We start from the raw sequence: 24,635 nt of genomic DNA, 5'->3' as shown, positions 1-24,635 counted from the left end.
GCCGGATCATTCCACCGTGACCGATTTCGCGAGGTTGCGCGGCTGATCCACATCCGTGCCCTTCGCGATGGCGGCGTGATAGGCCAGAAGCTGCGCCGGCAGCGCGTAGAGCAGTGGGGTGAGCCAGGGATGCAATTCGGGCAGAACGAGCGTTTGCCAGGCGTCCGCCCCGGCCTCCGCCGCGCCCGCGGCATCGGTGATCAGACAGACCCTGCCGCCGCGTGCCATGACCTCGTGCATGTTCGACACCGTCTTGTCGAACAGCGCGTCATGCGGGGCCATGACCACCACCGGAACCGACTTGTCGATCAGCGCGATGGGGCCGTGCTTCAATTCGCCTGCTGCATAAGCCTCGGCGTGGATATAGCTGATTTCCTTGAGTTTCAGCGCACCTTCAAGCGCCAGAGGATACATCAGCCCGCGCCCCAGGAACAGCACATCGCGCGCCTCCGCGATCTGGCGCGCGGCCTCGGCGAAAATCGGCTCGCGGTCGAGCGCGGCATTGAACACGCCGGGCAGCGCGCGCAGCAGATCGAGCGTCGCGCCGCGATCCGCCCCGGTGATGCAGCCGCGCGCTTCCGCAGCGTGCATAGCCAGCAGGAACAACGTGTTGAGCTGACATGTGAAGGCTTTGGTCGAAGCCACACCGACCTCGACCCCGGCATGGATCGGCAGCGCCACATCGCTCTCGCGCGCGATGGAGCTTTCGGCGACATTGACGACCGAAAGGATGCTCCTCGCCTTGCCGGTGCAATAGCGCAGCGCCGCGAGCGTGTCCGCTGTCTCGCCCGACTGGCTGACGAAGATCGCCACCGTGCCCCCGGTGACGGGCGGCTCGCGGTAGCGGAATTCGGACGCGATATCGACCTCGACGGGCAGGCGGGCGATTTGCTCGAACCAGTATTTCGCCGTCAGGCAGGCGTAATAGGCGGTTCCGCAAGCGACCATCACCAGCCGGTCGATCTTGCCGAAATCGGGCAGGGCGTCCGGCATCACGATCCTGTCGCCATTCAGATAGGCGCGCAGCGCATCGGCCAGAACCGTCGGTTGTTCGGCGATTTCCTTGGCCATGAAATGCTTGTGCCCGGCCTTGTCCACGCGCGCTGCGGTGGTGTCGATCCGGGTTTTCGAGCGCGATACGGGCGCGCCGGACGCGTCGAAAATGTCGAGCGTCGCCCGGGTGACGACCGCGCAATCGCCTTCCTCCAGATAGGTGATCGTATCGGTCAGGGGTGCGAGCGCTATGGCATCGGAGCCGACGAACATCTCCCCGTCGCCATGCCCGATGGCCAGCGGACTGCCTCGGCGCGCGGCGACGATCAGATCGTCCTGACCGTCGAAGAGGAAAGCCAGCGCGAAGGCGCCTTCGAGCCTTGCAAGGCAGGCGCGCGCGGCATCGACGTGGGACATGCCCTGCGCGATCAGGTGATGCGTCAAAAGCGCGATGGTTTCGGTATCGGTGTCGGTTTGGGGTGCGATCCCATGCGCGGCAAGTTCGCTGCGCAACTCCTTGAAATTCTCGATGATTCCATTGTGAACGACGGCGACCGGACCGGAACGGTGCGGATGCGCGTTTTCGGTGTTGGGCGCGCCATGCGTGGCCCAGCGGGTATGCCCGATCCCGGCCTTTCCGGGCAGCGGGTCATGCACGAGCAGGTCCGACAGGTTCACCAACTTGCCGACCGCGCGGCGGCGATCCAGATGGCCGTCATTGACCGTCGCGATCCCGGCGCTGTCATAGCCGCGATATTCGAGCCGTTTCAGCGCCTCGACCAGAAGCGGGGCGGCTTCGTGTTTCCCCAGAACGCCGACGATCCCGCACATGGCTTATCCTTTCGCTTGACCGGCCTTCTTCGCGCGAAGCATGGCAAAGAACTTGCGCACGAAGCCGGGTTTGTTCGTCTGCTCGCACCGCGCAATCGCCATCGCGCCTTCGGGCACGTCGCGCGTGACGGTCGTTGACGTTGCGGTCATCGCCTCATCGCCCACGGTGACGGGCGCGACCAGCATCGTGTTCGAGCCGATGAACACGTCACGCCCGATTGTCGTTCGGTGCTTCATCACGCCGTCATAATTGCAGGTGATGGTGCCCGCGCCGATATTGCTGTTCGCGCCGACATCGGCATCGCCGATATAGCTCAGGTGGTTGACCTTGGCGCCCTCATCCAGCGCGGCGTTCTTGATCTCGACGAAATTGCCGACATGCACATCCTCTGCGAGTTCCGCGCCGGGGCGCAGGCGGGCATAGGGGCCGACGGTCGCGCCGCGGCTGACATGAGCGCCTTCGAGATGGCTGAAGGCGCGAATCCGCGCGCCGGATTCGACCGTGACGCCTGGGGCGAAGACGACATTCGGCTCGATTTCCGCGTCGCGGCCGATGGTGGTGTCGAAGGAGAGGAACACCGTATCGGGCGCCTGCATCTGCACGCCGGTCTCGATCAGCGTTTGCCGCGCGCGGGTCTGGAAAGCTGCCTCGGCAGCGGCCAGTTCGGCGCGCGAATTGATGCCCAGCGTTTCGGCCTCGTCGCAGGTGACGGCGGTGGCCGACAGTCCGCGCGCGCGGGCGATGGCGATGATGTCGGTGAGGTAGTATTCGCCCGATGCGTTGTCGTTGCCCACCGCATCGATCAGGTCGAAAAGCGCGCCGCAATCCGCACAGATAACGCCGGAGTTGCAGAGCGTTATGCCGCGTTCCTCATCCGTTGCATCCTTGTATTCGACGATCCGTTCAAGCGTATCGCCCTGCATCACCAACCGACCGTAGCGCCCCGGATCGCGCGCCTCGAAGCCCAGCACGACCACATCATGCGCGCGCCGCGCCTCGCGCATCGCCTCCAGCGTTTCGGTGGTGATGAAGGGCGTGTCGCCGTAAAGCACGATCGCATCGCCCTCAAGCCCGTCCAGCGCCCCGCGCGCCTGCGCGACCGCATGGGCGGTGCCGAGCTGCTCGGTCTGCCGCACGCACATGGCGCTCTCGTCGAAGATCCGTGCGGCGGTCTCCACCGCCTGGGCGCCATGCCCCGTCACGACCACGATGCGTTCCGGCTCCAGCGCGGAGGCGGGCAGCATCGCGTGATGCAGCAGCGGCGCACCGCCGATCTTGTGCAGCACTTTGGGCAGGTCCGATTCCATCCGCGTGCCCTTGCCGGCGGCAAGGACGATCAGGGCAAGGCTCATCACGTTTCTCTTTGTGTTTTCCGCACGGCCCTTTTATCGCTCTGGCCGGGTGCCGCAAGCCGACTACGTTCACACAAGATTGCGGGTTGTGACAGGAGGGACGCAGTGAAAACGGTGATATTCGACCTCGACGGCACGCTCGCTGATACCAGCGGCGATCTGATCGCGGCGGCGAACCATTGCTTCGAGCGTATGGGGTTTGCCGCGCGGCTCGATCCGGCGCGCGATGCCGGCACGGCGCTCAAGGGCGGGCGGGCGATGCTGACGCTCGGACTGGAGCGCGAGGGCCGGCGCGACGAGGCGCTGGTCGATGAATGGTATCCCGAACTGCTCGGCGCCTATGGCGAGGCGCTCGATGTGCATACGGTCCTCTATCCCGGAGCGATGGACGCGGTCGAGGCGCTGCGCCGGGCCGATATCCGCGTCGGCATCTGCACCAACAAGCCAGAGGCGCTGGCGCAGACGCTGATGATGCGGCTCGGCGTAAGGAGCGCCTTCGGCTCTCTGATCGGCGCGGATACCCTGCCGACACGCAAACCCGATGCGGCGCCCTATCTGCGCGCCGTCGAACTGGCCGGGGGGGCTGTGAGCCGAAGCTGCCTGATCGGTGATACCGTCACCGACCGCGACACGGCCCGCGCCGCGAACGTGCCTTGCGTGCTGGTGGGGTTCGGCCCGTCGGGCGGCGACATGGCCGCGCTGGAGCCGGATGCGATCCTCGATCACTACGACGACCTGCCGCCGCTGGCGGAACGGTTGCTCAAATGACGGCAAAGCCCCCTTACGGCTGATAAAGCGGCACGGTCGAGATCGCCAGTTTCGCCGAGCCGTCCGTCAGTTCCGCCGCATGGGCGAGGTAAACGAGCGTCTGGTTTTTCTCATCGAAGATCCGTTTTACCCGGAGCGATTTCAGGATGATCGAGCGCGAGGTCTTGAACACGTCCTCGCCATCCTCGTCCCGGTCGATGTCGCCGATGGTGATCGGGCCGGTCTGGCGGCAGGCGATGGAGGCGTTGGAGGGGTCCTCGAACCAGTTGCCCTTGCTGAGCCGGTCGAACAGGCCGCGCTCGAAATAGGCGATGTGGCAGGTCACGCCCTCGACCTCCGGGTCCGAGACCGCTTCGATGATGATGTCATTGCCGACCCAATCGACGCCGACCTCGCCGATCTCTTCGGCGAAGGTCGGGGCGGCGAGGCCGATCAGGGCGGCGGCAAGGGCGATGCGCATGGCAATTCCTTTTCGGTTGATTTGTGTCCTGTCGCGAGTGTTTCATCGTGACGCCGGGCTGACAACGCTTGACCGGCGCGAAGGGTTGCCGTTACGATTTGAACAAGCGTTCAATAAATTCGAACGGACTCATTAGCTCTGGGGAGAAGCCGATGTTCACCGCTGCCATGCAATTCGATCTGGGCGAGGATGTGAACGCGCTGCGCGAGATGGTGCACCGCTGGGCGCAGGAGCGCGTCAAGCCGATGGCGCATGAGATCGACACGAGCAATGAATTCCCGCCCGAGCTCTGGACCGAGATGGGCGAGCTGGGCCTGCTCGGCATTACCGTGGATGAGGATTACGGCGGCGCGGGGATGAGCTACCTTGCCCATACCGTCGCCATTGAGGAGATCGCAAGGGCGTCCGCCTCTGTGTCGCTGTCCTATGGCGCTCATAGCAATCTATGCGTCAACCAGATCAAGCTGAACGGCACCGACGCGCAGAAGCGCAAATACCTGCCGGGCCTGATTTCGGGCGAGCATGTCGGCGCGCTGGCGATGTCCGAGCCGGGGTCGGGATCGGACGTCGTGTCGATGAAGCTGCGCGCGGAAAAGCGCAACGACCATTACCGGCTGAGCGGCAACAAATACTGGATCACCAACGGGCCGGACGCCGACACTCTGGTGGTTTACGCCAAGACCGACCCGGACGCGGGCAGCAAGGGCATCACGGCCTTTCTGATCGAAAAGGACATGGAGGGCTTCAGCACAAGCCCGCATTTCGACAAGCTGGGCATGCGCGGCTCGAACACCGCCGAGTTGATCTTCGACGGGGTGGAGGTGCCGTTCGACAACATCCTCGGTGAAGAGGGCAAGGGCGTGCGTGTTCTGATGTCCGGTCTCGACTACGAACGCGTTGTGCTGGCCGGGATCGGGCTGGGCATCATGGCCGCCTGTCTTGACGAGATCATGCCCTACATGGCCGAGCGCCGACAGTTCGGTCAGCCGATCGGCAGCTTCCAGCTGATGCAGGGCAAGATGGCCGATATGTATACCGCGATGAATTCCGCCCGCGCCTATGTCTACGAGGTCGCCAAGGCCTGCGACCGGGGCGATGTGACCCGGCAGGACGCCGCCGCCTGTTGCCTTTACGCCAGCGAACAGGCGATGGTTCAGGCGCATCAGGCGGTGCAGGCGATGGGCGGCGCGGGCTTTCTGGCCGACGCGCCGGTCGCGCGGCTGTTCCGCGATGCCAAGCTGATGGAGATCGGCGCGGGCACGTCCGAGATCCGGCGCATGCTTGTGGGCCGCGAGATGATGGCGGCGATGGGCTAAGAGCGCCTGAGCGGCACCGGAGGGACCGAGGGTGGAAAGCCTGCTGAACAGCGCGACTGAGGAGACGATCCTTCATTCCGAATTCGGGGCGCTCGTGCACGGGCTCGAATGGGCGGCGGCGGTGGTCGATCTCTTTGCCATCGCGCTGCTTCTGATCGGCGCATTGCGGTTCATCATCGGTGTGGCGCGCTCCGAGATCAGGCGCGAGAGCGTCGAAAGGGTGCGCGGCATGAACCGCGAGCGGATCGAGCTGGGGCGCTATATCCTCGCCGGGCTGGAGCTCTTCATCGTGTCGGATGTCGTCCACACCGCGCTCAGCCTTGCGTTTCTCGATCTGATCTTCCTGCTGCTTCTGGTGGTGATCCGTTCTATCACCTCCTACTTTCTCGATCGCGAACTCGAACAGCTCAAGCATGAGGTGGAGCGGGAATGACGGCACATTGGATCTGGTTCCTCCCACTGGCTCTGGCGACCGTTCTGGGTGCGCTCTTGGCCTTTCGCTATGGCTGGATCGCCGCCACGCTCACGGAAAGCGATGTGATCGACACCATGTCGCGCCGCTATGTCACGGAGGATGGAGGCGCACGCCAGAGCGATTGCACGGGATTGCCGGGGCAGGTGCGCGGCGCGTGGATCACCGTGCGCTGCGGCGCGCTGTCCTATCACGTCAATCGCTTCGGCGGCGTGATCTCCACCGAACCCGTGCGCGAAAGGCCGGCGATATGACATACCGCACCATGTTACGACCGGCGCCCTATGACGCGTTGCGCAAGGGGTTCGACTGGGATCTGCCCGCATCGCTCAACATGGCGCATCAGGTCTGCGACGGCTGGGCCGCGACCGAACCGGACCGCACGGCGATCATCGAGGTCACGCCGGAGCGGGCGCGGCGGATCACCTATGGCGATCTGTGGTATCGCTCGCGGCAGGTCGAGGCGGCGCTGATCGAACGCGGCGTGATGAAGGGCGACCGGGTGGGCGTGCTGCTCTCGCAATCGCCGCTTTGCGCCGCCGCCCATATCGCGGCATGGCGGCTGGGCGCGATCTCGGTGCCGCTGTTCAAGCTGTTCCAGACGGACGCGCTGCGCAGCCGGATCGAGGATGCCGGGCTTGGCGTCGTCGTGACCGATCTCGAAGGGGTGGCGCAGCTTGCCGGTCTGGGCGTCGCCTGCATCACGCGCAGCGATCTGGGCGCATCGGGCGGCACCCGCGCGATGGTCGAGACCGGGCCGGAGGATGCCGCGCTGCTGTCCTATACCAGCGGCACGACGGGCGCCCCCAAGGGCGTGCTGCACGGGCATCGCGTGTTGACCGGCCATTTTCCGGGCGTGGAAATGAGCCATGATTTCCTCGGCCAGCCGGGCGATGTGATCTGGACGCCAGCCGATTGGGCCTGGATCGGGGGGCTTTTCAACGTGCTGATGTCGGGGCTGGCGATCGGTGTGCCGGTGGTCGCGGCGCGCATGGCCAAGTTCAGCGCGCCCGACTGCGCCCGCATCTGCCACGAGGGCGGCGTGCGCAACGTGTTCTTCCCGCCCACCGCGCTGCGGATGCTGAAGGCCGGGGGCGCGCGGATCGGCGGGCTGCGCTCGGTCGCCAGCGGCGGCGAGGCGCTGGGTGCGGAGATGCTCGATTGGGGCCGGGAGGCGTTCGGGGTGACGATCAACGAATTCTACGGTCAGACCGAGTGCAACATGGTTCTGTCTTCCTGCGGCGCATCCTTCGACACCGTCCCCGGTGCCATCGGTCGCCCGGTGCCGGGGCATCAGGTGGCGGTGATCGGCGCGGGCGGGCAGATTTGCGACGGTGAGGGCGATATCGCGATCCGGCGCGGATCGGCGGCGATGTTTCTCGAATACTGGCGCAAGCCCGAAGCGACGGCGGCCAAGTTTCGCGGCGACTGGATGCTGACCGGCGACCGGGGCGTTCAGACCGGCGAGACGATCCGCTTCGTCGGGCGCGATGACGATGTCATCACCTCGTCGGGCTACCGCATCGGGCCGGGCGAGATCGAGGATTGCCTGCTCACCCATCCCGCCGTCGCCACCTGCGGCGTGGTCGGCAAGCCGTGCGCGCTGCGCACCGAGATCGTGAAGGCCTATGTCGTGCTCAAGACCGGCGCGCAGGCCAGCGAAGACGTGTTGCGCGACTGGGTCAAAACGCGGCTGGCGGGCCATTCCTATCCCCGCGAGATCGCCTTTGTCGAAAATTTGCCGATGACCGTCACCGGCAAGGTGATCCGCAAGGAACTCAAGGCGCGCGCGGCGCGGGAGGTGGAAGAATGAGAATTAAAATGGTCGTGATCGCGGCTCTGGCGTTTCCCGGCATGGCCGCCGCGCAAAATCTCGGGGCCGATCCGCAGATCGTGCGCGGCTGTTTCGCCAGCACCCCGCCGGGAAGCGTCTATCCGCCCTGTCTCGGGCAGGCCTCCGGCCAGTGCCAGCAGCTTCCCGGCGGCTCCACCACCATCGGGATGATGGAGTGCATCCAGGCCGAAACCGCGCATTGGGATGCGATCCTGAACGAACAATACGGGCGGACGCAGGATTTCAACGCCATGCAGGATGCGCAAGGCGCCTCTCCGGTGATGGACCGAACCGACGCGCTGCGCGATGCGCAACGCGCCTGGATCGCCTTTCGCGATGCCGATTGCGCCGCGCGCTACGCGCTTTGGCAGGACGGCACGATGCGCAGTATCGTCGCTGCGAATTGCCACCTGACGATGACCGCGCAGAGGGCGCTGGAATTGCGCGACATGACGGGGGGGATGCAATGAAGCTGCACTCGCAAGCCGTTCCGTGCTCGGAGGCGTTCAAGGCCAACCGCGCCGCGCATGAAGAGGCCTTGCGCGTCGTGCGCGAGGCGGCGGAACAGGCGGCTGCCGGCGGCGGTGAACGGGCGCGCGAGCGTCATGTGGCGCGCGGCAAGATGCTGCCGCGCGAGCGTGTGGCGAACCTGCTCGATCTAGGATCGCCTTTCTTGGAGATCGGGGCAACGGCGGCGCATGGCATGTATGACGATGCAGCCCCTGCCGCCGGCGTGATCGCCGGTGTGGGAAGGGTGATGGGGCGGCAGGTCATGGTGGTGTGCAACGACGCAACCGTGAAGGGCGGCACCTATTATCCGATGACGGTCAAGAAGCACCTGCGCGCGCAGGAGATCGCCGAGGAAAACCATCTGCCCTGCATCTACCTTGTCGATAGCGGCGGCGCGAACCTGCCCAATCAGGACGAGGTCTTTCCCGACCGCGACCATTTCGGGCGCATCTTCTACAATCAGGCGCGGATGAGCGCGAAGGGCATCGCGCAGATCGCGGTGGTCATGGGCTCCTGCACCGCAGGCGGTGCCTATGTGCCCGCCATGTCGGACGTGACGATCATCGTGAAGGAACAGGGTACGATCTTCCTCGCTGGCCCGCCCTTGGTGAAGGCGGCGACGGGCGAAGTGGTTACGGCCGAGGATCTGGGCGGCGGCGACGTGCACACGCGTCTGTCGGGTGTCGCCGATTATCTGGCGGAGGATGACGCGCATGCGCTGGCCCTCGCGCGGCGCGCGGTCGGCTCGCTCGGCGCCGGATTCGCGCCCGGCATACGTCAGACATCGGAAGACCCGGCCTATGACCCGGACGAGATCCTCGGTGTCGTTCCGGGCGATCTGCGCACGCCCTACGACATCCGCGAGGTGATTGCGCGGGTTGTGGACGGCTCCTATTTCGACGAGTTCAAGCCGCGCTTCGGAGAGACGCTGGTGACGGGCTTCGCGCATGTCGATGGCTGGCCGGTGGGGATCGTCGCCAATAACGGCGTGCTCTTCAGCGAGGCCGCGCAGAAAGGCGCGCATTTCGTGGAGCTTTGCTCGCAGCGCAAGATCCCGTTGGTCTTTTTGCAGAACATCACCGGTTTCATGGTGGGCCGGAAATACGAGAACGAAGGCATCGCGCGGCACGGCGCCAAGATGGTGACGGCGGTCGCCTGCACCTCGGTTCCCAAGATCACCATGCTCGTGGGCGGCTCTTTCGGGGCGGGCAATTACGGCATGGCCGGCCGCGCCTACCAGCCGCGATTTCTCTGGACCTGGCCGAACAGCCGGATTTCCGTGATGGGCGGCGAACAGGCGGCGGGCGTGCTGGCGACCGTCAAGCGCGATGCGATGGAAAAGCGGGGGGAGAGTTGGTCGGACGAGGAGGAAGCGGCGTTCAAGCGGCCCACGATCGAGATGTTCGAGGAGCAGGCGCATCCGCTCTACGCCGCCGCCCGGCTTTGGGATGACGGCATCATCGACCCGCGCAAGTCGCGTGCGGTGCTGTCGCTGTCGCTGGAGGCGGCGCTCAATGCGCCTGTTGGGGAGACGCGGTTCGGTGTGTTCCGCATGTGATTGGGGGGCCAGCCCCCCAAGCCCCCCGAGGTATTTGAGGCCCAAAGAAGCAAGGAAGGGCGCGCTTTATGTTTGACACGGTCCTGATAGCCAATCGCGGTGAAATTGCCTGCCGGGTGATGGAGACCTGCCGCCGGTTGGGGGTGCGCACGGTTGCGGTGCATTCCGATGTGGACGCGCAGGCGCGGCACGTCGAGATGGCGGATGTCGCGGTGTCGCTGGGCGGGGCGTCGCCCGCCGAAAGCTACCTGCGGGGCGACGCGATCATCGCCGCCGCGCAGGCGACGGGCGCGCAGGCGATCCATCCCGGATATGGGTTCCTGTCCGAGAACCCGGACTTCGTCGAGGCGGTCGAGGCGGCGGGGCTTGTCTTCATCGGCCCGCCGGCCTCGGCGATCCGGGCGATGGGGCTGAAGGATGCGGCGAAGGACGTGATGGCACGCGCGGGTGTGCCGGTGGTGCCGGGCTATCAGGGCTCCGATCAATCGCCCGGGCTGTTGGCATCGGAGGCTGCGAAGATCGGCTATCCTGTTTTGATCAAGGCCGTGGCGGGCGGCGGCGGCAAGGGGATGCGGCTGGTCGAGAATGCGGGAGAGTTCGCCGATGCCTTGAAGGCGGCGCAATCGGAGGCTTTGGCCGCGTTCGGCAACGGCCATGTGCTGATCGAGAAGTTCATCACCTCGCCGCGCCATATCGAGATGCAGGTGTTCGGCGATGGCACGCGCGCCGTGCATCTTTTCGAGCGGGATTGTTCGCTGCAACGGCGGCATCAGAAGGTGATCGAGGAAGCGCCGGCCCCGGGTATGAGCGCCGAGATGCGCGCGGCGATGGGACAGGCGGCTGTGCGTGCCGCGGAGGCGATCGGCTACCGGGGCGCCGGGACGGTGGAGTTCATCGTCGACGGATCGGGCGGGCTGCGCCCGGACGGGTTCTGGTTCATGGAGATGAACACGCGTCTTCAGGTCGAGCATCCCGTGACCGAGGCGATCACCGGTGTCGATCTCGTCGAATGGCAGTTGCGCGTCGCCGCGGGTGAGCCGTTGCCCTGCGCGCAAGAGGATTTGTCGATACGCGGGCATGCCTTCGAGGCGCGGCTTTATGCCGAGGATGTGCCGGCGGGGTTCTTGCCCGCCACCGGGCGGCTGGCGCACTTGGCGTTTCCGGAAGGCGCGCGGGCCGATACCGGGGTGCGCAGCGGGGACGAGGTTTCACCGCATTACGATCCGATGATCGCCAAGGTGATCGTGCATGGGCCGGACCGGGATGTCGCGCTGAGGCGTTTGCGGCGCGCGCTGGAGGAAACCGAGGTCGCCGGCACCGTGACCAATCTTGCCTTTCTGGGCGCGCTGGCGCAGCATGAGGGGTTTTCGCGCGGCGAGGTCGATACCGGGTTGATCGGGCGCGATCTGGAGATTTTGATCGCGGTCGAGGATACGGAGCCGGCGGCGCTGGCACAGGCGGCGGTGATGCTCGCCGGGCTGCAGGATGCGCGTGACTGGTTGAGCGGGTTCACGCTCTGGCAGCCGCTCAGCCAGCGGATCGCGCTGTGCGTCGGCGACAAGAAGGTGATGGCCGAGCTTTGCGTCCTTGGCGCCGGGCGGGTCGATGTTGCGATCGCGGGCCAGGTTGTCGCGGCACGGCTCGGATCGCGCGGCTGGCGGTTCAACGGGCAGGCCGCGCGGGCCGCGCATGTCGAGGATGGGCGCGTGACGCTGTTCGGGGCGGTGCCGCTCGAGGTGGTGCGGATCGATCCGCTCGAGCAGGCGGGCGAGGCCGGGGCGGGCGGCGATCTGATCGAGGCGCCGATGCCGGGGCTGGTGCGCGAGATTTTCGTGGCGGCGGGTGCCAGGGTTGCAAAAGGCGACAGGCTGGCCATTCTGGAGGCGATGAAGATGGAACATGCGCTGCGCGCGGCGCGCGACGGTGTCGTGGCGGAAGTGCTGGCCGAGCCCGGCGGTCAGGTCGCGGCGGGAGCGGCGCTCATTCGGCTGGAGGCGGAAGAGACATGATCCGGTTGCATCACTGCCCGCAGACGCGTTCGATGCGGATCCTCTGGCTGTTGCACGAATTGGAGCTCGAGTTCGACGTGGTGGTGCGTGCCTTCGACCGGTCGCTGCGCGCGCCGGATTACCTGAGCCTGTCGCCCGCCGGGCGGGTTCCGGCGCTCGAGATCGATGGCGAGCGGATGTTCGAGAGCGGGGCGATCACGATCTATCTCTGCGAGCGGTTTCCCGAGGCGAATATGGGCCGGTTGCCGACCGAGCCCGACCGGATGGCCTGGCTCGTCTGGGTGCATTTCGCCGAAACGATCAGCCAGCATGTCGCGGCGCTGACGCAGCAGCATATCGCGCTTTACGAGGACGAGATGCGCAGCCCCGTGGTGATGAAGCTCGAAGCGGCGCGGCTGGGCAAGTGTTATGACGCGATCGAGGCGCGGCTGTCGACCCCGGTGGAGAACCGCGACTACCTTTTAACCAGCGGGTTCTCGGCGGCCGATATTTGCGTCGGGCAGGCGGTTTACATGGCGCGGCATTTCAAGCGGCTCGATGCGCATCCGGCCGTGGCTGAGTGGTATGGGCGGATCACCGAGCGGGAGGCGTTCGTCAAATCCCTGCCCGAGCCGGGCGGCGCGCGGCTCTACGAGAGGGACTTCTACCCGGCCTGGGAGGCGGCGTGAGCGTGGGTGTTCGAGTATTTTTGAAGAGAAGATGCGACAGGGCGTGCCCGGGGTGCGTGGCCGGGCCGCATGTGCAGGGGGCGCAGGGATGAGCCTGATCAGATGCGAGACCGACGCGCGCGGGGTGGCGACGCTGTGGCTGGCGCGGGCGGAGAAGCACAATGCGCTTTCGGCGCGCATGATGGGCGAGATCGAGGCGGCGGCGCGCGATCTGGCGCGGGATGCGTCGGTGCGGGTCGTGGTGCTGGCGGCGGAAGGCAAGAGCTTTTGCGCCGGCGGCGATCTGGCCTGGATGCGGGAGCAGTTCGAGATGGGTGCCGAAACCCGCAAGGCGGAAAGCCGGCGCATCGCGACCATGCTGGGCGCGCTTTACGAGTTGCCGCAGCCTCTGATCGGGCGGATTCACGGCAATGCGCTGGGCGGCGGGGTCGGGCTGGTATCGGTTTGTGACGTGGCGATCGGCGTGCAGGGGGCGAAGCTGGGGCTGACCGAGGTGAGGCTCGGGCTGATCCCGGCCAATATCGGGCCATATGTGCTTGCGCGGATGGGGCGGACGCGGGCGTCCGAAATATTCATGTCAGGGCGCGTCTTTGACGCGCAGGAAGCCGTACGGCTCAATCTGCTGGCCCGTACGGTCGAGGCCGGCGATCTGGATGCCGCCATCGAGGCGGAGGTTGCGCCTTACCTCGCTTGCGCGCCAGGTGCCGTCGCCGAGGCCAAGGCGCTCATGCGCGAGTTGACCGGTCCGGTCACGCAGGCGCAGGTGGATCGGGCCATAGACGCGCTCGCTGCGCGGTGGCAGAGCGAGGAGGCTCGCGAGGGGGTGAACGCGTTTTTCGGCAAGCGCAAGCCGGGCTGGGCGTGACGGTTCACCTTGCGCATTTCTACGCCACGGCCTGTCTTGCCATCGTGTTCTTCCAGATCGCGCTGATCGCCGGTGCGCCGCTCGGAGCCTATACGCAAGGCGGCCGGTATGAGGGTGTCTTGCCGCTCGGTGGACGACTGATCGCGGCGCTGTCGATCCCGGTGCTTGTCTTCATGGCGCTGGCGATCCTGTCGGCGGCGGGGTTTCCGGGGCTCGGATGGCCGCGTTGGACCGGATGGCTGGCCAGCGGCGTGCAGCTTGTCTCGGCGCTGCTCAACACCATCACGCCGTCGCGGCGCGAACGGGCGGTCTGGGCGCCGATCACCTGGGTTCTGGCGGCGCTGTGTCTGGCGGTGATGACGGCCTGATCCGCTGGCGGCGGCGTGGCTTTGCGCTATGTCGCCCCATATGGCCCTGACCGATTGCCGCATGCCGACGGGATCTGATCGAAAAGCGGCGCGATTGCTGTTAGAAATAACGCGCTTCGGCATGGGCCGGGCAGGGGGCCGAATGGTTGACCCCGCCGTGCGGCGGGAGTAAGTCACGGCGAAGTCAACCTCGCCACTTGACGGCGCGCCACCGGGCGCGAAGGAAAAGGAGCCTCGTCTTGGAAGACATGTTGCGCGAATACCTGCCGATTCTGGTGTTTCTGGTCATAGCCATCGGGCTCGGCCTCGTCCTGATCCTGGCGGCGGTGATCCTCGCCGTGCGGGCGCCGGACCCGGAAAAGGTCTCGGCCTATGAATGCGGCTTCAACGCCTTCGACGATGCGCGGATGAAATTCGACGTGCGGTTCTATCTCGTGGCGATCCTGTTCATCATCTTCGATCTGGAGATCGCGTTCCTCTTTCCGTGGGCGGTCGCGTTCCAGGACATGAGCATGACCGGGTTCTGGTCGATGATGGTGTTCCTTGGCGTTCTGACCATCGGCTTCGCCTATGAATGGAAGAAGGGAGCCCTGGAATGGGAGTGATGACAGGCGCCAACACCGCCGGAGCGGACCGCGAATTCGCCACCCAGAAGCTCAACGCCGAGCTTCAGGACAAGGGTTTTCTGCTGACCTCGACGGAGGATATCGTCAACTGGGCGCGCACCGGCAGCTTGCACTGGATGACCTTCGGTCTGGCCTGCTGCGCCGTGGAGATGATGCAAAGCTCCATGCCGCGCTACGATCTGGAGCGTTTCGGCACCGCGCCGCGCGCCTCCCCGCGCCAGTCCGATCTGATGATCGTCGCAGGCACGCTCACGAACAAGATGGCGCCCGCGCTGCGCAAGGTCTATGACCAGATGCCCGAGCCGCGCTATGTGATTTCCATGGGCAGCTGCGCCAATGGCGGCGGGTATTATCATTACAGCTATTCCGTGGTGCGCGGCTGCGACCGGATCGTGCCGGTGGATATCTACGTGCCGGGCTGTCCGCCGACCGCCGAAGCGCTGGTTTACGGCATCATGGCGCTGCAGCGGAAGATCCGCCGCACCGGAACGATAGTGCGCTGAGCGGGCGCGAGTGAGGACACCGACATGACCGAGACCTTGCAAGAGCTTGGCGAACATATCGAAACGAAGCGGCCCGATTGCGTTCTGGGCTGGGAGGTCACTCTGGACGAGTTGACGCTATCTGTCGCGCCGTCGAATATCGTGGGGTTCGTGGATTTCCTGAAAACCGATCCGACCTGCAAGTTCTCGTCGCTGATCGACATCACGGCGGTGGATTACCCCCAGCGGCCCAAGCGGTTCGACGTCGTCTATCACTTCCTGTCGATGTATCAGAACCAGCGGATCCGGCTGAAACTGGCCATCCGCGAGGATGAGATGGTGCCTTCGATCACCTCGGTGCATCCCAGCGCCAACTGGTTCGAGCGCGAGGTGTTCGACATGTTCGGCATCCTCTTTTCCGGTCACCCGGATCTGCGCCGCATCCTCACCGATTATGGCTTCCGCGGCTATCCGCTGCGCAAGGATTTCCCGACAACGGGCTATACCGAAGTCCGTTACGACGAAGAGAAGAAACGCGTCGTCTATGAGCCGGTCAGCCTCGTTCAGGAATATCGGCAGTTCGATTTCATGTCGCCCTGGGAAGGCGCGGAATACGTGCTTCCGGGAGACGACAAAGCCGCAGCGGACGGTCATGTGTCGAAAGGCAAGGATTGATGGGCTTTTTGATCTGGGTCGCGGTCACGATCGCGACGATCATTCCGATGCTCAGGCTGCTGCCCCATTTCGGCGTTAACAAGAACTGGGCGTATGGCGTGATCATCCCCTTTGGTGCCCTGATCCTCCTTTGGGTCATGGCCACGAAACTGCAGGAATTGGAGAGACGATGATGGACGGCTCCAAGTTTGACGATGGCAGCGTGGACGCGCTGCAGGGCGAACAGAAGATTCGCAACTTCAACATCAATTTCGGCCCGCAGCACCCTGCGGCGCATGGGGTGTTGCGGCTGGTTCTGGAGCTTGACGGCGAGATCGTGGAGCGTTGCGATCCGCATATCGGCTTGCTGCACCGGGGCACCGAGAAGTTGATGGAAAGCCGGACCTATCTGCAAAACCTGCCCTATCTCGACAGGCTCGATTACGTCGCGCCGATGAACCAGGAACATGCCTGGTGCCTGGCGATCGAGAAGCTGACCGGCGTGGAAGTGCCGCGCCGCGCGTCGCTGATCCGGGTGCTCTATTCCGAGATCGGACGCATCCTGAGCCATCTGCTCAACATCACCACGCAGGCGATGGATGTCGGCGCGCTGACGCCGCCGCTTTGGGGGTTCGAGGAACGCGAGAAGCTGATGGTCTTCTACGAGCGGGCCTGCGGCGCGCGGCTTCATGCGGCCTATTTCCGCCCCGGCGGGGTGCATGCCGATCTGCCACCCGACCTGATCGACGATATCGAGGAATGGTGCGCGCATTTCCCCTCGGTGATCGACGATATTGACGGATTGCTCAGCGAGAACCGCGTGTTCAAGCAGCGCAATGCCGATATCGGCGTGGTGACGGAGCAGGACATTCTGGACTGGGGCTTTTCCGGCGTGATGGTGCGCGGCTCGGGCCTTGCCTGGGATCTGCGCCGGGCGCAGCCTTACGAGTGTTACGACGAGTTCGAGTTCAAGATCCCCGTCGGCAAGCATGGCGATTGCTTCGACCGCTATCTCGTCCGCATGGCCGAGATGCGCGAGAGCGTGAAGATCATGTTGCAGGCGATCGAGAAGCTGCGCGCGCCCGAAGGGCAGGGCGATATCCTTGCGCGCGGCAAGATCACTCCGCCAACGCGCGGTGACATGAAAACCTCGATGGAAGCGTTGATCCATCACTTCAAGCTTTATACCGAGGGTTTCCACGTTCCCGAGGGCGAGGTTTACGCCGCTGTCGAGGCGCCCAAGGGCGAATTCGGCGTTTACATGGTGGCCGATGGCAGCAACCGGCCTTATCGCGCCAAGCTTCGTGCACCGGGCTATCTGCATCTGCAGGCGATGGATTACGTCGCGACGGGGCACCAGCTTGCCGATGTCGCCGCGATCATCGGGACGATGGATGTCGTGTTCGGGGAGATCGACCGATGACGCCGCGTTTCATCATTTCGGCCGGCGCGCTCTGCATGCTGGCCGCCTGCGCGATGCCCCCCGAGGGTGTCGGACAGGAGGAACTGGCGAGCTTCGACGAGGCGGTCGCTTCCATCGGCTGCGATCTGGTCAGCGAATCCGATTATCTTCCGGTCGAGTTGCAAACCGGCCTGAGCTGGGAGCAGGTGATCGAAACGGCGCAATATCGCGTTGCGACGGAGGATGCCGTCGCGCTGGAAGGCGGCGGGTTCCGCCTGACCTCGGGGCCATGCGCTGCCGAATGATCCGCGCTGCCGCGATATCCGGTCTGATGGCCTGCGCCGCGAGCGTCCTTCCTGCCGTCGAAGTGGGCCAGTCGGAGTATCGCTTCGTCTCCGAACTGACCGCCGACGGGTTCATCCCCTTTGGCACCGGCGGGTCGGGCAATACGCTGTTCGGCATGAGCAAGGGGCGCGAGATCTATCTGTGCTTCATCCTCGACACCGCCGGAGATCAGGCCGAACGCCAATCCGTCCTTCTGTCCGAATTGAGCGGCACGCCCGAGAGCCGCACCCTTCCCAACATTCCTGTAGTCTGCGTGCTGACGCAATAGGATCTGATATGTTACGACGCCTGCATCTTGACCAACCCGACAGCTTTGCGTTCACCCCGGCCAACCAGGCCTGGGCCGAAGCGCAGATCACGAAATACCCCGAAGGCCGCCAGGCCAGCGCGATCATTCCGCTTCTGTGGCGCGCGCAGGAGCAGGAGGGTTGGCTGACCCGCCCGGCGATCGAGGCGGTCGCGGATATGCTCGGGATGGCCTATATGCGGGCGCTCGAAGTGGCGTCCTTCTACTTCATGTATCAGCTGCAACCCGTTGGCAGCGTGGCCAATATCCAGATTTGCGGCACCACCTCCTGCATGATCTGCGGGGCCGAGGATCTGGTCTCCGTCTGCAAGGAGAAGATCGCGCCGAAACCGCATATGCTGTCCGAGGATGGCAAGCTGAGCTGGGAAGAGGTCGAGTGTCTCGGCGCCTGTGCCAATGCGCCGATGGCGCAGATTGGCAAGGATTACTACGAGGATCTGACGGCCGAGCGCATGGGCGAGATCATCGACGCGCTTCGCGCCGGCGAGGTGCCGACGCCCGGTCCGCAGAACGGACGCTTCGCTTCGGAGCCGAAATCGGGCCTGACGAGCCTGGAGGACTACAAGTCGGGCGAGTATGAATATAACGCCTCTGTGCAACTCGCCGTCGATCTTGCAGACACGATCAAGCGGATCGACGGGACCGAAGTTCCGCTGCTGACGCCCTGGCTGGGTGATGGCGTGAAACAGGCCGAGCCGCCGAAACCCGGCAAGGACGATCTGATGCCGCCCGATGGCCCCGATGGCCGGCAGGGCGGACGGCTCGAAGGCGACACGCCCGCGCCGCGCGATGTGGGCGAGGCGTCGGACAAGCACTCCGAAGCGCCCGGCGAGGCTCCGGATGTGGCGGCCAAGGGCAAGCCGCCGGTCGATACGAGCGGGAACAAGCCGAACACCGATCCCGAGGTCGATGTCGAGGCGGACCGCACCACCGTTCCGGCCGATGAGACCTATACGCACGGCACCGCCGGCACCGAAGCCGCGTCTGCGGATGCGCAAAAGCCCGAAGCGCTGGACGCGCCGCGCGGCGGAACGCCGGACGATCTCAAGCAGATCAAGGGGATCGGGCCAAAACTGGAGGCGCTTTGTCACGAACTGGGCTTTTATCATTTCGACCAGATCGCCGGCTGGACAGAGGCCGAAATCGCTTGGGTCGATGAGAACCTGCAGGGTTTCAGGGGCCGCGTGTCGCGCGACAACTGGGTCGAGCAGGCCAAGACCCTTGCGTCAGGCGGCGAGACCGAGTTTTCTTCCCGTGTCAAGACGGGTGACGTCTACGAGACGTGATCCGTGTAACACGGAATCGGGAGAGGCCATATGCAACAGAACACCGGGATAAGCTGCGAGCGAAAATCATGGATCATCGCCGCGGGCGCGGGATTGATCGTGTTCATCCTGCTCCTGGCTGCTGGCTGGGGTTTTTTTGCCTCGCTCCTCATCGGCCTGATCGTGCTGGCCGGGGCGGGGTTCGGCCTCGTCAAGGTGCTTTGTCCTGACACCGGCGGTGGGGAAGCGGACCCTGCGCCGGAGGCGAAGGGCAGCGTGTCGCAGGCCCCGAGCCCGGCAACCGCCGCCGCTGCCTCTTCGGCGGTGCCCGCGAACCAGGCCGCTGCGAGCCCGATGGACTCCCCGGCCGTCGAAAAGCCCGCGCCATCGCAAACCGCGCCCGAGACGCAGGATGCCTTGCCCGACGTTCACGCCGCGCCCGCCGTAGCCGATGCGGAGGCCGGCGCGCAGGTGACACCGTCGCGAAAGGATGAGGTGGACGCATCGCCAAAGGCCGAAACCCCGCGCGCGGATGCCGAGCCCGAAGCGGAGGGCGAGAAGCAACTCCGCGACGTTCCGGCAACCCAGCCGCCGGCACCGTTGGAGATGCCGGACGCGTCCGCGCCCACAGAGGGCGGTGAAGGCACCAAGCCGCAGACGCTGGACGGCGCACGCGATGGAGTGCCAGACAATCTCAAGGAAATCAAGGGGATCGGCCCCAAACTGGAGGCGATGCTGAACGGGATGGGCTTCTACCATTTCGATCAGATCGCGAATTGGAACGCGGATGAGATCGCTTGGGTGAATGACAATCTCGCAGGCTTCAAGGGACGCGTGACCCGCGACGACTGGGTCGCACAGGCGAGAATCCTGGCCTCCGGTGAGGATACCGATTTCTCGCGGCGGGTGGACAAGGGCGATGTCTATTGACAGCGCCGTCGATAAGGACAGATCACGAGATGGACCGCAATTCGGAACTGGCACGCAAGGGGCGGCGCGTGGGGCTGCTGATCGCCGGAGTGGGCGTGTTCTGGATCCTGATTACGATGATCGGGGCGCAATATGGCTGGAGCCAGCGCACCCGCGCCCTGTTCGACCTCGCCGCGCTGGCGGGCTTCGGATTGGGGATATGGATGACATACCAACTCTGGCGCGCGCGCCGGAATGACGAGGATTGAGCGATGCTGACCGACAAGGACCGGATCTTTACCAATATCTACGGGATGCATGACCGCAGCCTGAAGGGCGCGCAGTCGCGCGGCCATTGGGACGGCACCGCCAAGCTGATGGAAAAGGGTCGCGACTGGATCATTGACGAGATGAAGTCCAGCGGTCTGCGCGGCCGTGGCGGCGCGGGCTTCCCGACAGGCCTGAAATGGTCCTTCATGCCGAAGGAAAGCGATGGCCGCCCGTCCTATCTGGTGGTCAACGCGGACGAATCCGAGCCCGGCACCTGCAAGGATCGGGAGATCATGCGCCACGATCCGCACACGCTGATCGAAGGCTGCCTGATCGCCAGTTTCGCCATGCAGGCGCATGCTTGCTACATCTATCTGCGCGGTGAATATATCCGCGAACGCGAGGCGCTGCAGGCCGCCATCGACGAGGCCTACGATGCGGGGCTCCTCGGCAAGAACGCGGCCAAATCGGGCTGGGATTTCGATCTTTATCTGCATCACGGCGCGGGCGCTTACATCTGCGGCGAGGAAACCGCGCTGCTGGAATCGCTCGAAGGCAAGAAAGGCATGCCGCGCATGAAGCCGCCCTTCCCGGCGGGCGCGGGGCTTTACGGCTGCCCGACCACGGTGAACAACGTGGAATCGATCGCCGTGGTGCCGACGATCCTGCGCCGGGGCGGCGAATGGTTCTCCAGCTTCGGGCGGCAGAACAACGCCGGCACGAAGCTTTTTGCGATCTCGGGCCATGTGAACAATCCCTGCGTCGTCGAAGAGGCGATGAGCATTTCCTTCGAGGAATTGATCGACAAGCATTGCGGCGGCATCCGCGGCGGCTGGGACAATCTCAAGGCGGTGATTCCCGGCGGCTCTTCGGTGCCGTGCGTGCGCGGCGAACATATGCGCGATGCGGTCATGGATTTCGACTACCTGCGCAACGAGCTCGGCTCCGGCCTCGGCACCGCCGCGGTGATCGTGATGGATCAGAGCACGGATATCATCAAGGCGATCTGGCGGCTCTCTGCCTTCTACAAGCACGAAAGCTGCGGGCAATGCACGCCCTGCCGCGAAGGCACGGGCTGGATGATGCGCGTGATGGACCGGCTGGTGCGCGGCGAGGCGGAGGTCGAGGAAATCGACATGCTGTTCGACGTGTCCAAACAGGTCGAGGGCCACACGATCTGCGCCCTCGGCGACGCGGCGGCCTGGCCGATCCAGGGTCTGATCAAGAATTTCCGCGACGAGATCGAGGATCGCATCAAGGCGCAGAAATCCGGCCGGGTGAGCGCGGTCGCGGCGGAGTAACGCCGCGTTGACGCGGCGTTTCCGCAGTTTCGAAACTGCGGATGCACCAGGAAAGGAACGGGCATGAGATCGGTTTGGGCAGGCATCGCGGCGCTTGTGGTTCTGTCCGCCTGCGGGCGCGGCTCGCTCGACACGATCACCCATGAGGGCGCGGTCTTCCATGGCGATCTGACGGCCGAACGCAGCGACAGGGCGTCCTTTGTCGCCACCGGCGGGCCGGTTTCGGTCAGCGTGGAAGGCGCGCGCCGGGCTGCGGTCTACCAAGCGAACCAGCATTGCATCGCCTATCTCGGCACTTCCGATATCGCCTGGGCGCGCACGGGCGAGGATGTGCTGGTCGCCGATGGCGACATGCTCGTCCTGATGGGTCGCTGCAACGAGCCATAAACCGCCGCGGAGCCCGGTTCCCGATACCGGCGCTTGAAACATGCGCGCTTCGGCCCCCATATTCAGGCGAAAGAGTGTGAAGGATGTCGAAACATGCGCGTCTTGATCGGGACTATCTGCCTTGCCGCCATCACGGCTGGCCCTGTCTTGGCAAAGCCGCCGCTGCGCGACATCGCCGAGATCGACGATGCTGTGATGGCCGTCGCGATCGCCGATGAGATCCGCAAGTCCTGCAAGAATATCAATGCGCGGCTCATCCGCGCCTATACCGAGCTTTCAGCGCTCAAGGCGCTGGCGCGGGAGCGGGGCTATTCGGATGAGGAGGTCGAGGCTTACGTGACGTCGAAATCCGAAAAGGCGCGGATGCGGCAGAAGGCCGAGCGCTATCTGCAGGCCAAGGGCGTCGCGCCCGAGGACACCGGGGCGCTTTGTGCCTTTGGAAAGGCGGAAATCGCGGCGGAGACGGCGATTGGGCGGCTTCTGAAATAAGCCCCGCGCAGGGGTGGCCCCCGCGTCGAATTTTCCCGTTTTCTTTTCGCCCTAACTCTGGCGTCCGGCCAAGAGCCGCGCTAGAAGGCAGGCGACGTCAGCCGTTCGCCAGCATGTCACGCAAGGCATCGGTTGCGCCAGCCAAATGCGAACTGAAGGGCTCGGGCATGTCTGACTTGCGCAAGATCATCATCGACGGGAAAGAAGTGGAAGCCGACGGCGCGATGACGCTGATCCAGGCTTGCGAGATGGCCGGCATCGAGATCCCGCGCTTCTGCTATCACGAGCGCCTGTCCATTGCCGGCAATTGCCGGATGTGCCTTGTCGAAATTGTCGGCGGCCCGCCCAAGCCCGCCGCCTCCTGCGCCATGCAGGTGCGCGATCTGCGCCCCGGCCCCGAGGGCCAGCCGCCGCAAGTGCGCACCAATTCGCCCATGGTCAAGAAGGCGCGCGAGGGGGTGATGGAGTTCCTGCTCATCAACCACCCGCTCGATTGCCCGATCTGCGATCAGGGCGGCGAGTGCGATCTGCAGGATCAGGCGATGGCCTATGGCGTCGATTTCAGCCGCTTCCGCGAGCCCAAGCGCGCCGCTGTCGATATGGATCTCGGCCCGCTGGTCGAGACGCATATGACGCGCTGCATCTCCTGCACCCGCTGCGTGCGCTTCATCACCGAGGTGGCCGGTGTGCCCGATCTGGGCCAGACCGGACGCGGCGAGGATTCCGAGATCACCAATTACCTCGGCAAGACGCTCGACAGCAACATGCAGGGCAATATCATCGATCTGTGCCCCGTCGGCGCGCTCGTGTCCAAGCCCTATGCCTTCACCGCGCGGCCCTGGGAGTTGAGCAAGACCGAATCCATCGATGTGATGGATGCGCTCTGTTCCTCCATTCGCGTGGATACCAAGGGGCGCGAAGTGATGCGCTTTCTGCCGCGCAACCATGACGGAGTGAACGAGGAATGGATTTCCGACAAGACGCGCTTCGTCTGGGACGGGCTCCGCCGCCAGCGGCTCGATCGGCCCTATGTCCGCGAGAACGGCAAGCTGCGCCCGGCCACATGGCCCGAGGCGCTGAACAAGGCCGCCGAAGCGATGAAGGGCAAGAAGATCGCCGGACTGGTGGGCGATCTCGTCCCGGTCGAGGCGGCCTTCGCGCTCAAGCAGCTTGTCGAGGGGCAGGGCGGTTCCGTCGAATGCCGCACCGACAATGCCCGGCTTCCGGCGGGCAACCGCTCGGGCTATGTCGGCACCGCCCGGATCGAGGAGATCGACACCGCCAAGCGCGTACTGCTGATCGGCACCAACCCGCGCGACGAAGCGCCGGTGCTCAATGCGCGCATCCGTAAGGCCTGGGCGGCCGGGGCCGAGGTCGCGCTGATCGGCGAGCCGGTGGATCTGACCTATGACTATGCGCATGTCGGCACAGGCCGCGCGGCGCTGCAGGGGCTGATCGACAAGGGCGCGCCGGACGAGGAAGCGCCGTCCATCGTGATCGTCGGGCAGGGCGCTTTGCGCGAGGCCGATGGCGCGGCGGTTCTGGCGGCGGCGCAGAAGATGACCGAACTTCTTGGCGGCAAGCTTCTGGTGCTGCACACCGCTGCGGGCCGCGTCGGCGCGATGGACGCGGGATGCACCACGCAAGGCGGCATGGAGGCCGCGACCGATGGGGCGGATGTGATCTACAACCTCGGCGCGGATGAGGTCGAGATCGATCCCGGCCCCTTGGTGATCTACCAGGGCAGCCATGGCGACCGGGGCGCGCATCGCGCTGACATCATCCTGCCCGGCGCGGCCTATACCGAAGAGCAGGGGCTTTTCGTCAACACCGAAGGGCGTCCGCAGCTCGCCCTGCGCGCCAGTTTCGCCCCCGGCGAGGCCAAGGAAAACTGGGCCATCCTCCGCGCGCTCTCGGCCGAGTTGGATGCGACGTTGCCCTATGACAGCCTCGCGCAGCTGCGCCAGCTTCTGGTTGCCGAGGTGCCGCATCTGGCCGAGATCGACACCGTGCCCGAGAATGACTGGCAGGCGGAGCCGATGGACAAGCTGGGAGATGCCGATTTTCGCCCGGCTATCAAGGATTTCTACCTGACCAACCCCATCGCTCGCGCGAGCACGCTCATGGCGGAGCTTTCGGCCAATGCCAAGGCGCGCAGGACCACGCGGCTGGCGGCGGAATAGTCCGGTATGC

28 protein-coding genes are annotated in these 24,635 nt (G+C 65.1%); 25 read left to right on the top strand and 3 right to left on the bottom strand.

Annotation, left to right across the window (positions count from 1 at the left end):
* Window positions 1–6: 6 nt before the first annotated feature.
* Window positions 7–1,824, bottom strand: coding sequence for a glutamine--fructose-6-phosphate transaminase (isomerizing) (gene glmS, locus M3465_RS10835; protein ID WP_249501764.1), 1,818 nt, complete (start codon window positions 1,822–1,824; stop codon window positions 7–9).
* A gap of 3 nt (window positions 1,825–1,827) precedes the next feature.
* Window positions 1,828–3,177: a bifunctional UDP-N-acetylglucosamine diphosphorylase/glucosamine-1-phosphate N-acetyltransferase GlmU gene (glmU, locus tag M3465_RS10830; protein ID WP_249501763.1), complete on the bottom strand. Its 1,350-nt coding sequence runs from the start codon at window positions 3,175–3,177 to the stop codon at window positions 1,828–1,830.
* Window positions 3,178–3,282: 105 nt separating this feature from the next.
* On the opposite strand from glmU, the gene M3465_RS10825 reads away from it, so the two are divergent.
* On the top strand, window positions 3,283–3,945 hold the full coding sequence (locus M3465_RS10825; RefSeq protein WP_249501762.1) for an HAD-IA family hydrolase: 663 nt from the start codon (window positions 3,283–3,285) through the stop codon (window positions 3,943–3,945).
* A gap of 13 nt (window positions 3,946–3,958) precedes the next feature.
* On the opposite strand, the gene M3465_RS10820 is transcribed toward M3465_RS10825, so the two are convergent.
* Window positions 3,959–4,405 carry a CreA family protein gene (locus M3465_RS10820; protein WP_249501761.1) on the bottom strand — a complete coding sequence of 149 codons (447 nt, stop codon included), beginning with the start codon at window positions 4,403–4,405 and terminating at the stop codon, window positions 3,959–3,961.
* A gap of 152 nt (window positions 4,406–4,557) precedes the next feature.
* Here M3465_RS10820 and M3465_RS10815 point away from each other — a divergent pair, with 152 nt between their 5' ends.
* From M3465_RS10815 to nuoG, 24 genes are all read left to right on the top strand, one after another.
* Window positions 4,558–5,721, top strand: coding sequence for an isovaleryl-CoA dehydrogenase (locus M3465_RS10815; protein ID WP_249501760.1), 1,164 nt, complete (start codon window positions 4,558–4,560; stop codon window positions 5,719–5,721).
* Between the two features lie 31 nt (window positions 5,722–5,752).
* Complete coding sequence (locus M3465_RS10810) at window positions 5,753–6,154, top strand: DUF1622 domain-containing protein (RefSeq protein WP_249501759.1); 402 nt, start codon at window positions 5,753–5,755, stop codon at window positions 6,152–6,154.
* A complete protein-coding gene (locus M3465_RS10805; RefSeq protein ID WP_249501758.1) occupies window positions 6,151–6,447 on the top strand; it encodes a hypothetical protein in 297 nt (98 codons plus the stop codon). Before M3465_RS10810 ends, M3465_RS10805 begins: the two co-directional genes overlap by 4 nt.
* Window positions 6,444–8,006: an AMP-binding protein gene (locus M3465_RS10800; protein WP_249501757.1), complete on the top strand. Its 1,563-nt coding sequence runs from the start codon at window positions 6,444–6,446 to the stop codon at window positions 8,004–8,006. The genes M3465_RS10805 and M3465_RS10800 overlap by 4 nt, the downstream gene beginning before the upstream one ends.
* A complete protein-coding gene (locus M3465_RS10795) occupies window positions 8,003–8,497 on the top strand; it encodes a lysozyme inhibitor LprI family protein (protein WP_249501756.1) in 495 nt (164 codons plus the stop codon). The genes M3465_RS10800 and M3465_RS10795 overlap by 4 nt, the downstream gene beginning before the upstream one ends.
* Window positions 8,494–10,095 carry a carboxyl transferase domain-containing protein gene (locus M3465_RS10790; protein ID WP_249501755.1) on the top strand — a complete coding sequence of 534 codons (1,602 nt, stop codon included), beginning with the start codon at window positions 8,494–8,496 and terminating at the stop codon, window positions 10,093–10,095. The genes M3465_RS10795 and M3465_RS10790 overlap by 4 nt, the downstream gene beginning before the upstream one ends.
* A gap of 68 nt (window positions 10,096–10,163) precedes the next feature.
* Complete coding sequence (locus M3465_RS10785) at window positions 10,164–12,104, top strand: acetyl/propionyl/methylcrotonyl-CoA carboxylase subunit alpha (RefSeq protein WP_249501754.1); 1,941 nt, start codon at window positions 10,164–10,166, stop codon at window positions 12,102–12,104.
* A complete protein-coding gene (locus M3465_RS10780; protein ID WP_249501753.1) occupies window positions 12,101–12,772 on the top strand; it encodes a glutathione S-transferase family protein in 672 nt (223 codons plus the stop codon). Before M3465_RS10785 ends, M3465_RS10780 begins: the two co-directional genes overlap by 4 nt.
* Before the next feature lie 88 nt (window positions 12,773–12,860).
* A complete protein-coding gene (locus M3465_RS10775) occupies window positions 12,861–13,637 on the top strand; it encodes a crotonase/enoyl-CoA hydratase family protein (protein WP_249501752.1) in 777 nt (258 codons plus the stop codon).
* The gene (locus M3465_RS10770) at window positions 13,634–14,005 is read left to right on the top strand and encodes a hypothetical protein (protein WP_249501751.1); all 372 of its coding nucleotides are present in this window, start codon (window positions 13,634–13,636) and stop codon (window positions 14,003–14,005) included. The genes M3465_RS10775 and M3465_RS10770 overlap by 4 nt, the downstream gene beginning before the upstream one ends.
* A gap of 239 nt (window positions 14,006–14,244) precedes the next feature.
* Complete coding sequence (locus M3465_RS10765) at window positions 14,245–14,610, top strand: NADH-quinone oxidoreductase subunit A (RefSeq protein WP_249501750.1); 366 nt, start codon at window positions 14,245–14,247, stop codon at window positions 14,608–14,610.
* Window positions 14,601–15,134 (top strand): NuoB/complex I 20 kDa subunit family protein, encoded by a 534-nt coding sequence (locus M3465_RS10760; protein ID WP_283255026.1) that lies wholly within the window; start codon window positions 14,601–14,603, stop codon window positions 15,132–15,134. Before M3465_RS10765 ends, M3465_RS10760 begins: the two co-directional genes overlap by 10 nt.
* Before the next feature lie 24 nt (window positions 15,135–15,158).
* A complete protein-coding gene (locus tag M3465_RS10755; RefSeq protein WP_249501749.1) occupies window positions 15,159–15,788 on the top strand; it encodes an NADH-quinone oxidoreductase subunit C in 630 nt (209 codons plus the stop codon).
* Window positions 15,788–15,961, top strand: coding sequence for a hypothetical protein (locus M3465_RS10750; protein ID WP_249501748.1), 174 nt, complete (start codon window positions 15,788–15,790; stop codon window positions 15,959–15,961). Before M3465_RS10755 ends, M3465_RS10750 begins: the two co-directional genes overlap by 1 nt.
* Window positions 15,961–17,190, top strand: coding sequence for an NADH-quinone oxidoreductase subunit D (locus M3465_RS10745; RefSeq protein WP_249502003.1), 1,230 nt, complete (start codon window positions 15,961–15,963; stop codon window positions 17,188–17,190). The genes M3465_RS10750 and M3465_RS10745 overlap by 1 nt, the downstream gene beginning before the upstream one ends.
* Window positions 17,187–17,474, top strand: a complete 288-nt coding sequence (locus M3465_RS10740; protein WP_249501747.1) for a hypothetical protein — start codon at window positions 17,187–17,189, stop codon at window positions 17,472–17,474. The genes M3465_RS10745 and M3465_RS10740 overlap by 4 nt, the downstream gene beginning before the upstream one ends.
* Window positions 17,471–17,782 carry a hypothetical protein gene (locus M3465_RS10735; RefSeq protein WP_249501746.1) on the top strand — a complete coding sequence of 104 codons (312 nt, stop codon included), beginning with the start codon at window positions 17,471–17,473 and terminating at the stop codon, window positions 17,780–17,782. The genes M3465_RS10740 and M3465_RS10735 overlap by 4 nt, the downstream gene beginning before the upstream one ends.
* An 8-nt stretch (window positions 17,783–17,790) precedes the next feature.
* Window positions 17,791–19,107: an NADH-quinone oxidoreductase subunit E gene (locus M3465_RS10730; RefSeq protein ID WP_249501745.1), complete on the top strand. Its 1,317-nt coding sequence runs from the start codon at window positions 17,791–17,793 to the stop codon at window positions 19,105–19,107.
* 30 nt (window positions 19,108–19,137) lie between these two features.
* Window positions 19,138–20,016, top strand: a complete 879-nt coding sequence (locus tag M3465_RS10725; RefSeq protein ID WP_249501744.1) for a helix-hairpin-helix domain-containing protein — start codon at window positions 19,138–19,140, stop codon at window positions 20,014–20,016.
* Between the two features lie 29 nt (window positions 20,017–20,045).
* Window positions 20,046–20,264, top strand: a complete 219-nt coding sequence (locus M3465_RS10720; RefSeq protein WP_249501743.1) for a DUF5337 domain-containing protein — start codon at window positions 20,046–20,048, stop codon at window positions 20,262–20,264.
* A gap of 3 nt (window positions 20,265–20,267) precedes the next feature.
* The gene (gene nuoF, locus M3465_RS10715) at window positions 20,268–21,566 is read left to right on the top strand and encodes an NADH-quinone oxidoreductase subunit NuoF (RefSeq protein WP_249501742.1); all 1,299 of its coding nucleotides are present in this window, start codon (window positions 20,268–20,270) and stop codon (window positions 21,564–21,566) included.
* A 63-nt stretch (window positions 21,567–21,629) separates the two neighbouring features.
* Entirely contained in the window at window positions 21,630–21,953 is a 324-nt protein-coding gene (locus tag M3465_RS10710) for a hypothetical protein (protein ID WP_249501741.1), read from the top strand.
* A 93-nt stretch (window positions 21,954–22,046) separates the two neighbouring features.
* Complete coding sequence (locus tag M3465_RS10705) at window positions 22,047–22,442, top strand: DUF5333 domain-containing protein (RefSeq protein WP_249501740.1); 396 nt, start codon at window positions 22,047–22,049, stop codon at window positions 22,440–22,442.
* 167 nt (window positions 22,443–22,609) lie between these two features.
* A complete protein-coding gene (nuoG, locus tag M3465_RS10700) occupies window positions 22,610–24,625 on the top strand; it encodes an NADH-quinone oxidoreductase subunit NuoG (RefSeq protein WP_249501739.1) in 2,016 nt (671 codons plus the stop codon).
* Window positions 24,626–24,635: the final 10 nt, after the last annotated feature.

The sequence above is a fragment of the Marivita sp. GX14005 genome, from assembly GCF_023370775.1.
In the GTDB taxonomy this organism is placed as follows: Bacteria; Pseudomonadota; Alphaproteobacteria; order Rhodobacterales; family Rhodobacteraceae; genus Marivita.
This window is presented reverse-complemented; position numbering and strand designations above follow the sequence as displayed.

What these genes read in the sequence shown, in the direction of transcription:
- glmS (WP_249501764.1), bottom strand. Translation starts at nt 1,824, where the DNA reads ATGTGCGGGATCGTCGGCGTTCTGGGGAAACACGAAGCCGCCCCGCTT.
- glmU (WP_249501763.1), bottom strand. Translation starts at nt 3,177, where the DNA reads ATGAGCCTTGCCCTGATCGTCCTTGCCGCCGGCAAGGGCACGCGGATG.
- M3465_RS10820 (WP_249501761.1), bottom strand. Translation starts at nt 4,405, where the DNA reads ATGCGCATCGCCCTTGCCGCCGCCCTGATCGGCCTCGCCGCCCCGACC.
- M3465_RS10815 (WP_249501760.1), top strand. Translation starts at nt 4,558, where the DNA reads ATGTTCACCGCTGCCATGCAATTCGATCTGGGCGAGGATGTGAACGCG.
- M3465_RS10805 (WP_249501758.1), top strand. Translation starts at nt 6,151, where the DNA reads ATGACGGCACATTGGATCTGGTTCCTCCCACTGGCTCTGGCGACCGTT.
- M3465_RS10800 (WP_249501757.1), top strand. Translation starts at nt 6,444, where the DNA reads ATGACATACCGCACCATGTTACGACCGGCGCCCTATGACGCGTTGCGC.
- M3465_RS10795 (WP_249501756.1), top strand. Translation starts at nt 8,003, where the DNA reads ATGAGAATTAAAATGGTCGTGATCGCGGCTCTGGCGTTTCCCGGCATG.
- M3465_RS10790 (WP_249501755.1), top strand. Translation starts at nt 8,494, where the DNA reads ATGAAGCTGCACTCGCAAGCCGTTCCGTGCTCGGAGGCGTTCAAGGCC.
- M3465_RS10785 (WP_249501754.1), top strand. Translation starts at nt 10,164, where the DNA reads ATGTTTGACACGGTCCTGATAGCCAATCGCGGTGAAATTGCCTGCCGG.
- M3465_RS10780 (WP_249501753.1), top strand. Translation starts at nt 12,101, where the DNA reads ATGATCCGGTTGCATCACTGCCCGCAGACGCGTTCGATGCGGATCCTC.
- M3465_RS10775 (WP_249501752.1), top strand. Translation starts at nt 12,861, where the DNA reads ATGAGCCTGATCAGATGCGAGACCGACGCGCGCGGGGTGGCGACGCTG.
- M3465_RS10760 (WP_283255026.1), top strand. Translation starts at nt 14,601, where the DNA reads ATGGGAGTGATGACAGGCGCCAACACCGCCGGAGCGGACCGCGAATTC.
- M3465_RS10755 (WP_249501749.1), top strand. Translation starts at nt 15,159, where the DNA reads ATGACCGAGACCTTGCAAGAGCTTGGCGAACATATCGAAACGAAGCGG.
- M3465_RS10750 (WP_249501748.1), top strand. Translation starts at nt 15,788, where the DNA reads ATGGGCTTTTTGATCTGGGTCGCGGTCACGATCGCGACGATCATTCCG.
- M3465_RS10745 (WP_249502003.1), top strand. Translation starts at nt 15,961, where the DNA reads ATGGACGGCTCCAAGTTTGACGATGGCAGCGTGGACGCGCTGCAGGGC.
- M3465_RS10740 (WP_249501747.1), top strand. Translation starts at nt 17,187, where the DNA reads ATGACGCCGCGTTTCATCATTTCGGCCGGCGCGCTCTGCATGCTGGCC.
- M3465_RS10735 (WP_249501746.1), top strand. Translation starts at nt 17,471, where the DNA reads ATGATCCGCGCTGCCGCGATATCCGGTCTGATGGCCTGCGCCGCGAGC.
- M3465_RS10730 (WP_249501745.1), top strand. Translation starts at nt 17,791, where the DNA reads ATGTTACGACGCCTGCATCTTGACCAACCCGACAGCTTTGCGTTCACC.
- M3465_RS10725 (WP_249501744.1), top strand. Translation starts at nt 19,138, where the DNA reads ATGCAACAGAACACCGGGATAAGCTGCGAGCGAAAATCATGGATCATC.
- M3465_RS10720 (WP_249501743.1), top strand. Translation starts at nt 20,046, where the DNA reads ATGGACCGCAATTCGGAACTGGCACGCAAGGGGCGGCGCGTGGGGCTG.
- nuoF (WP_249501742.1), top strand. Translation starts at nt 20,268, where the DNA reads ATGCTGACCGACAAGGACCGGATCTTTACCAATATCTACGGGATGCAT.
- M3465_RS10710 (WP_249501741.1), top strand. Translation starts at nt 21,630, where the DNA reads ATGAGATCGGTTTGGGCAGGCATCGCGGCGCTTGTGGTTCTGTCCGCC.
- M3465_RS10705 (WP_249501740.1), top strand. Translation starts at nt 22,047, where the DNA reads ATGCGCGTCTTGATCGGGACTATCTGCCTTGCCGCCATCACGGCTGGC.
- nuoG (WP_249501739.1), top strand. Translation starts at nt 22,610, where the DNA reads ATGTCTGACTTGCGCAAGATCATCATCGACGGGAAAGAAGTGGAAGCC.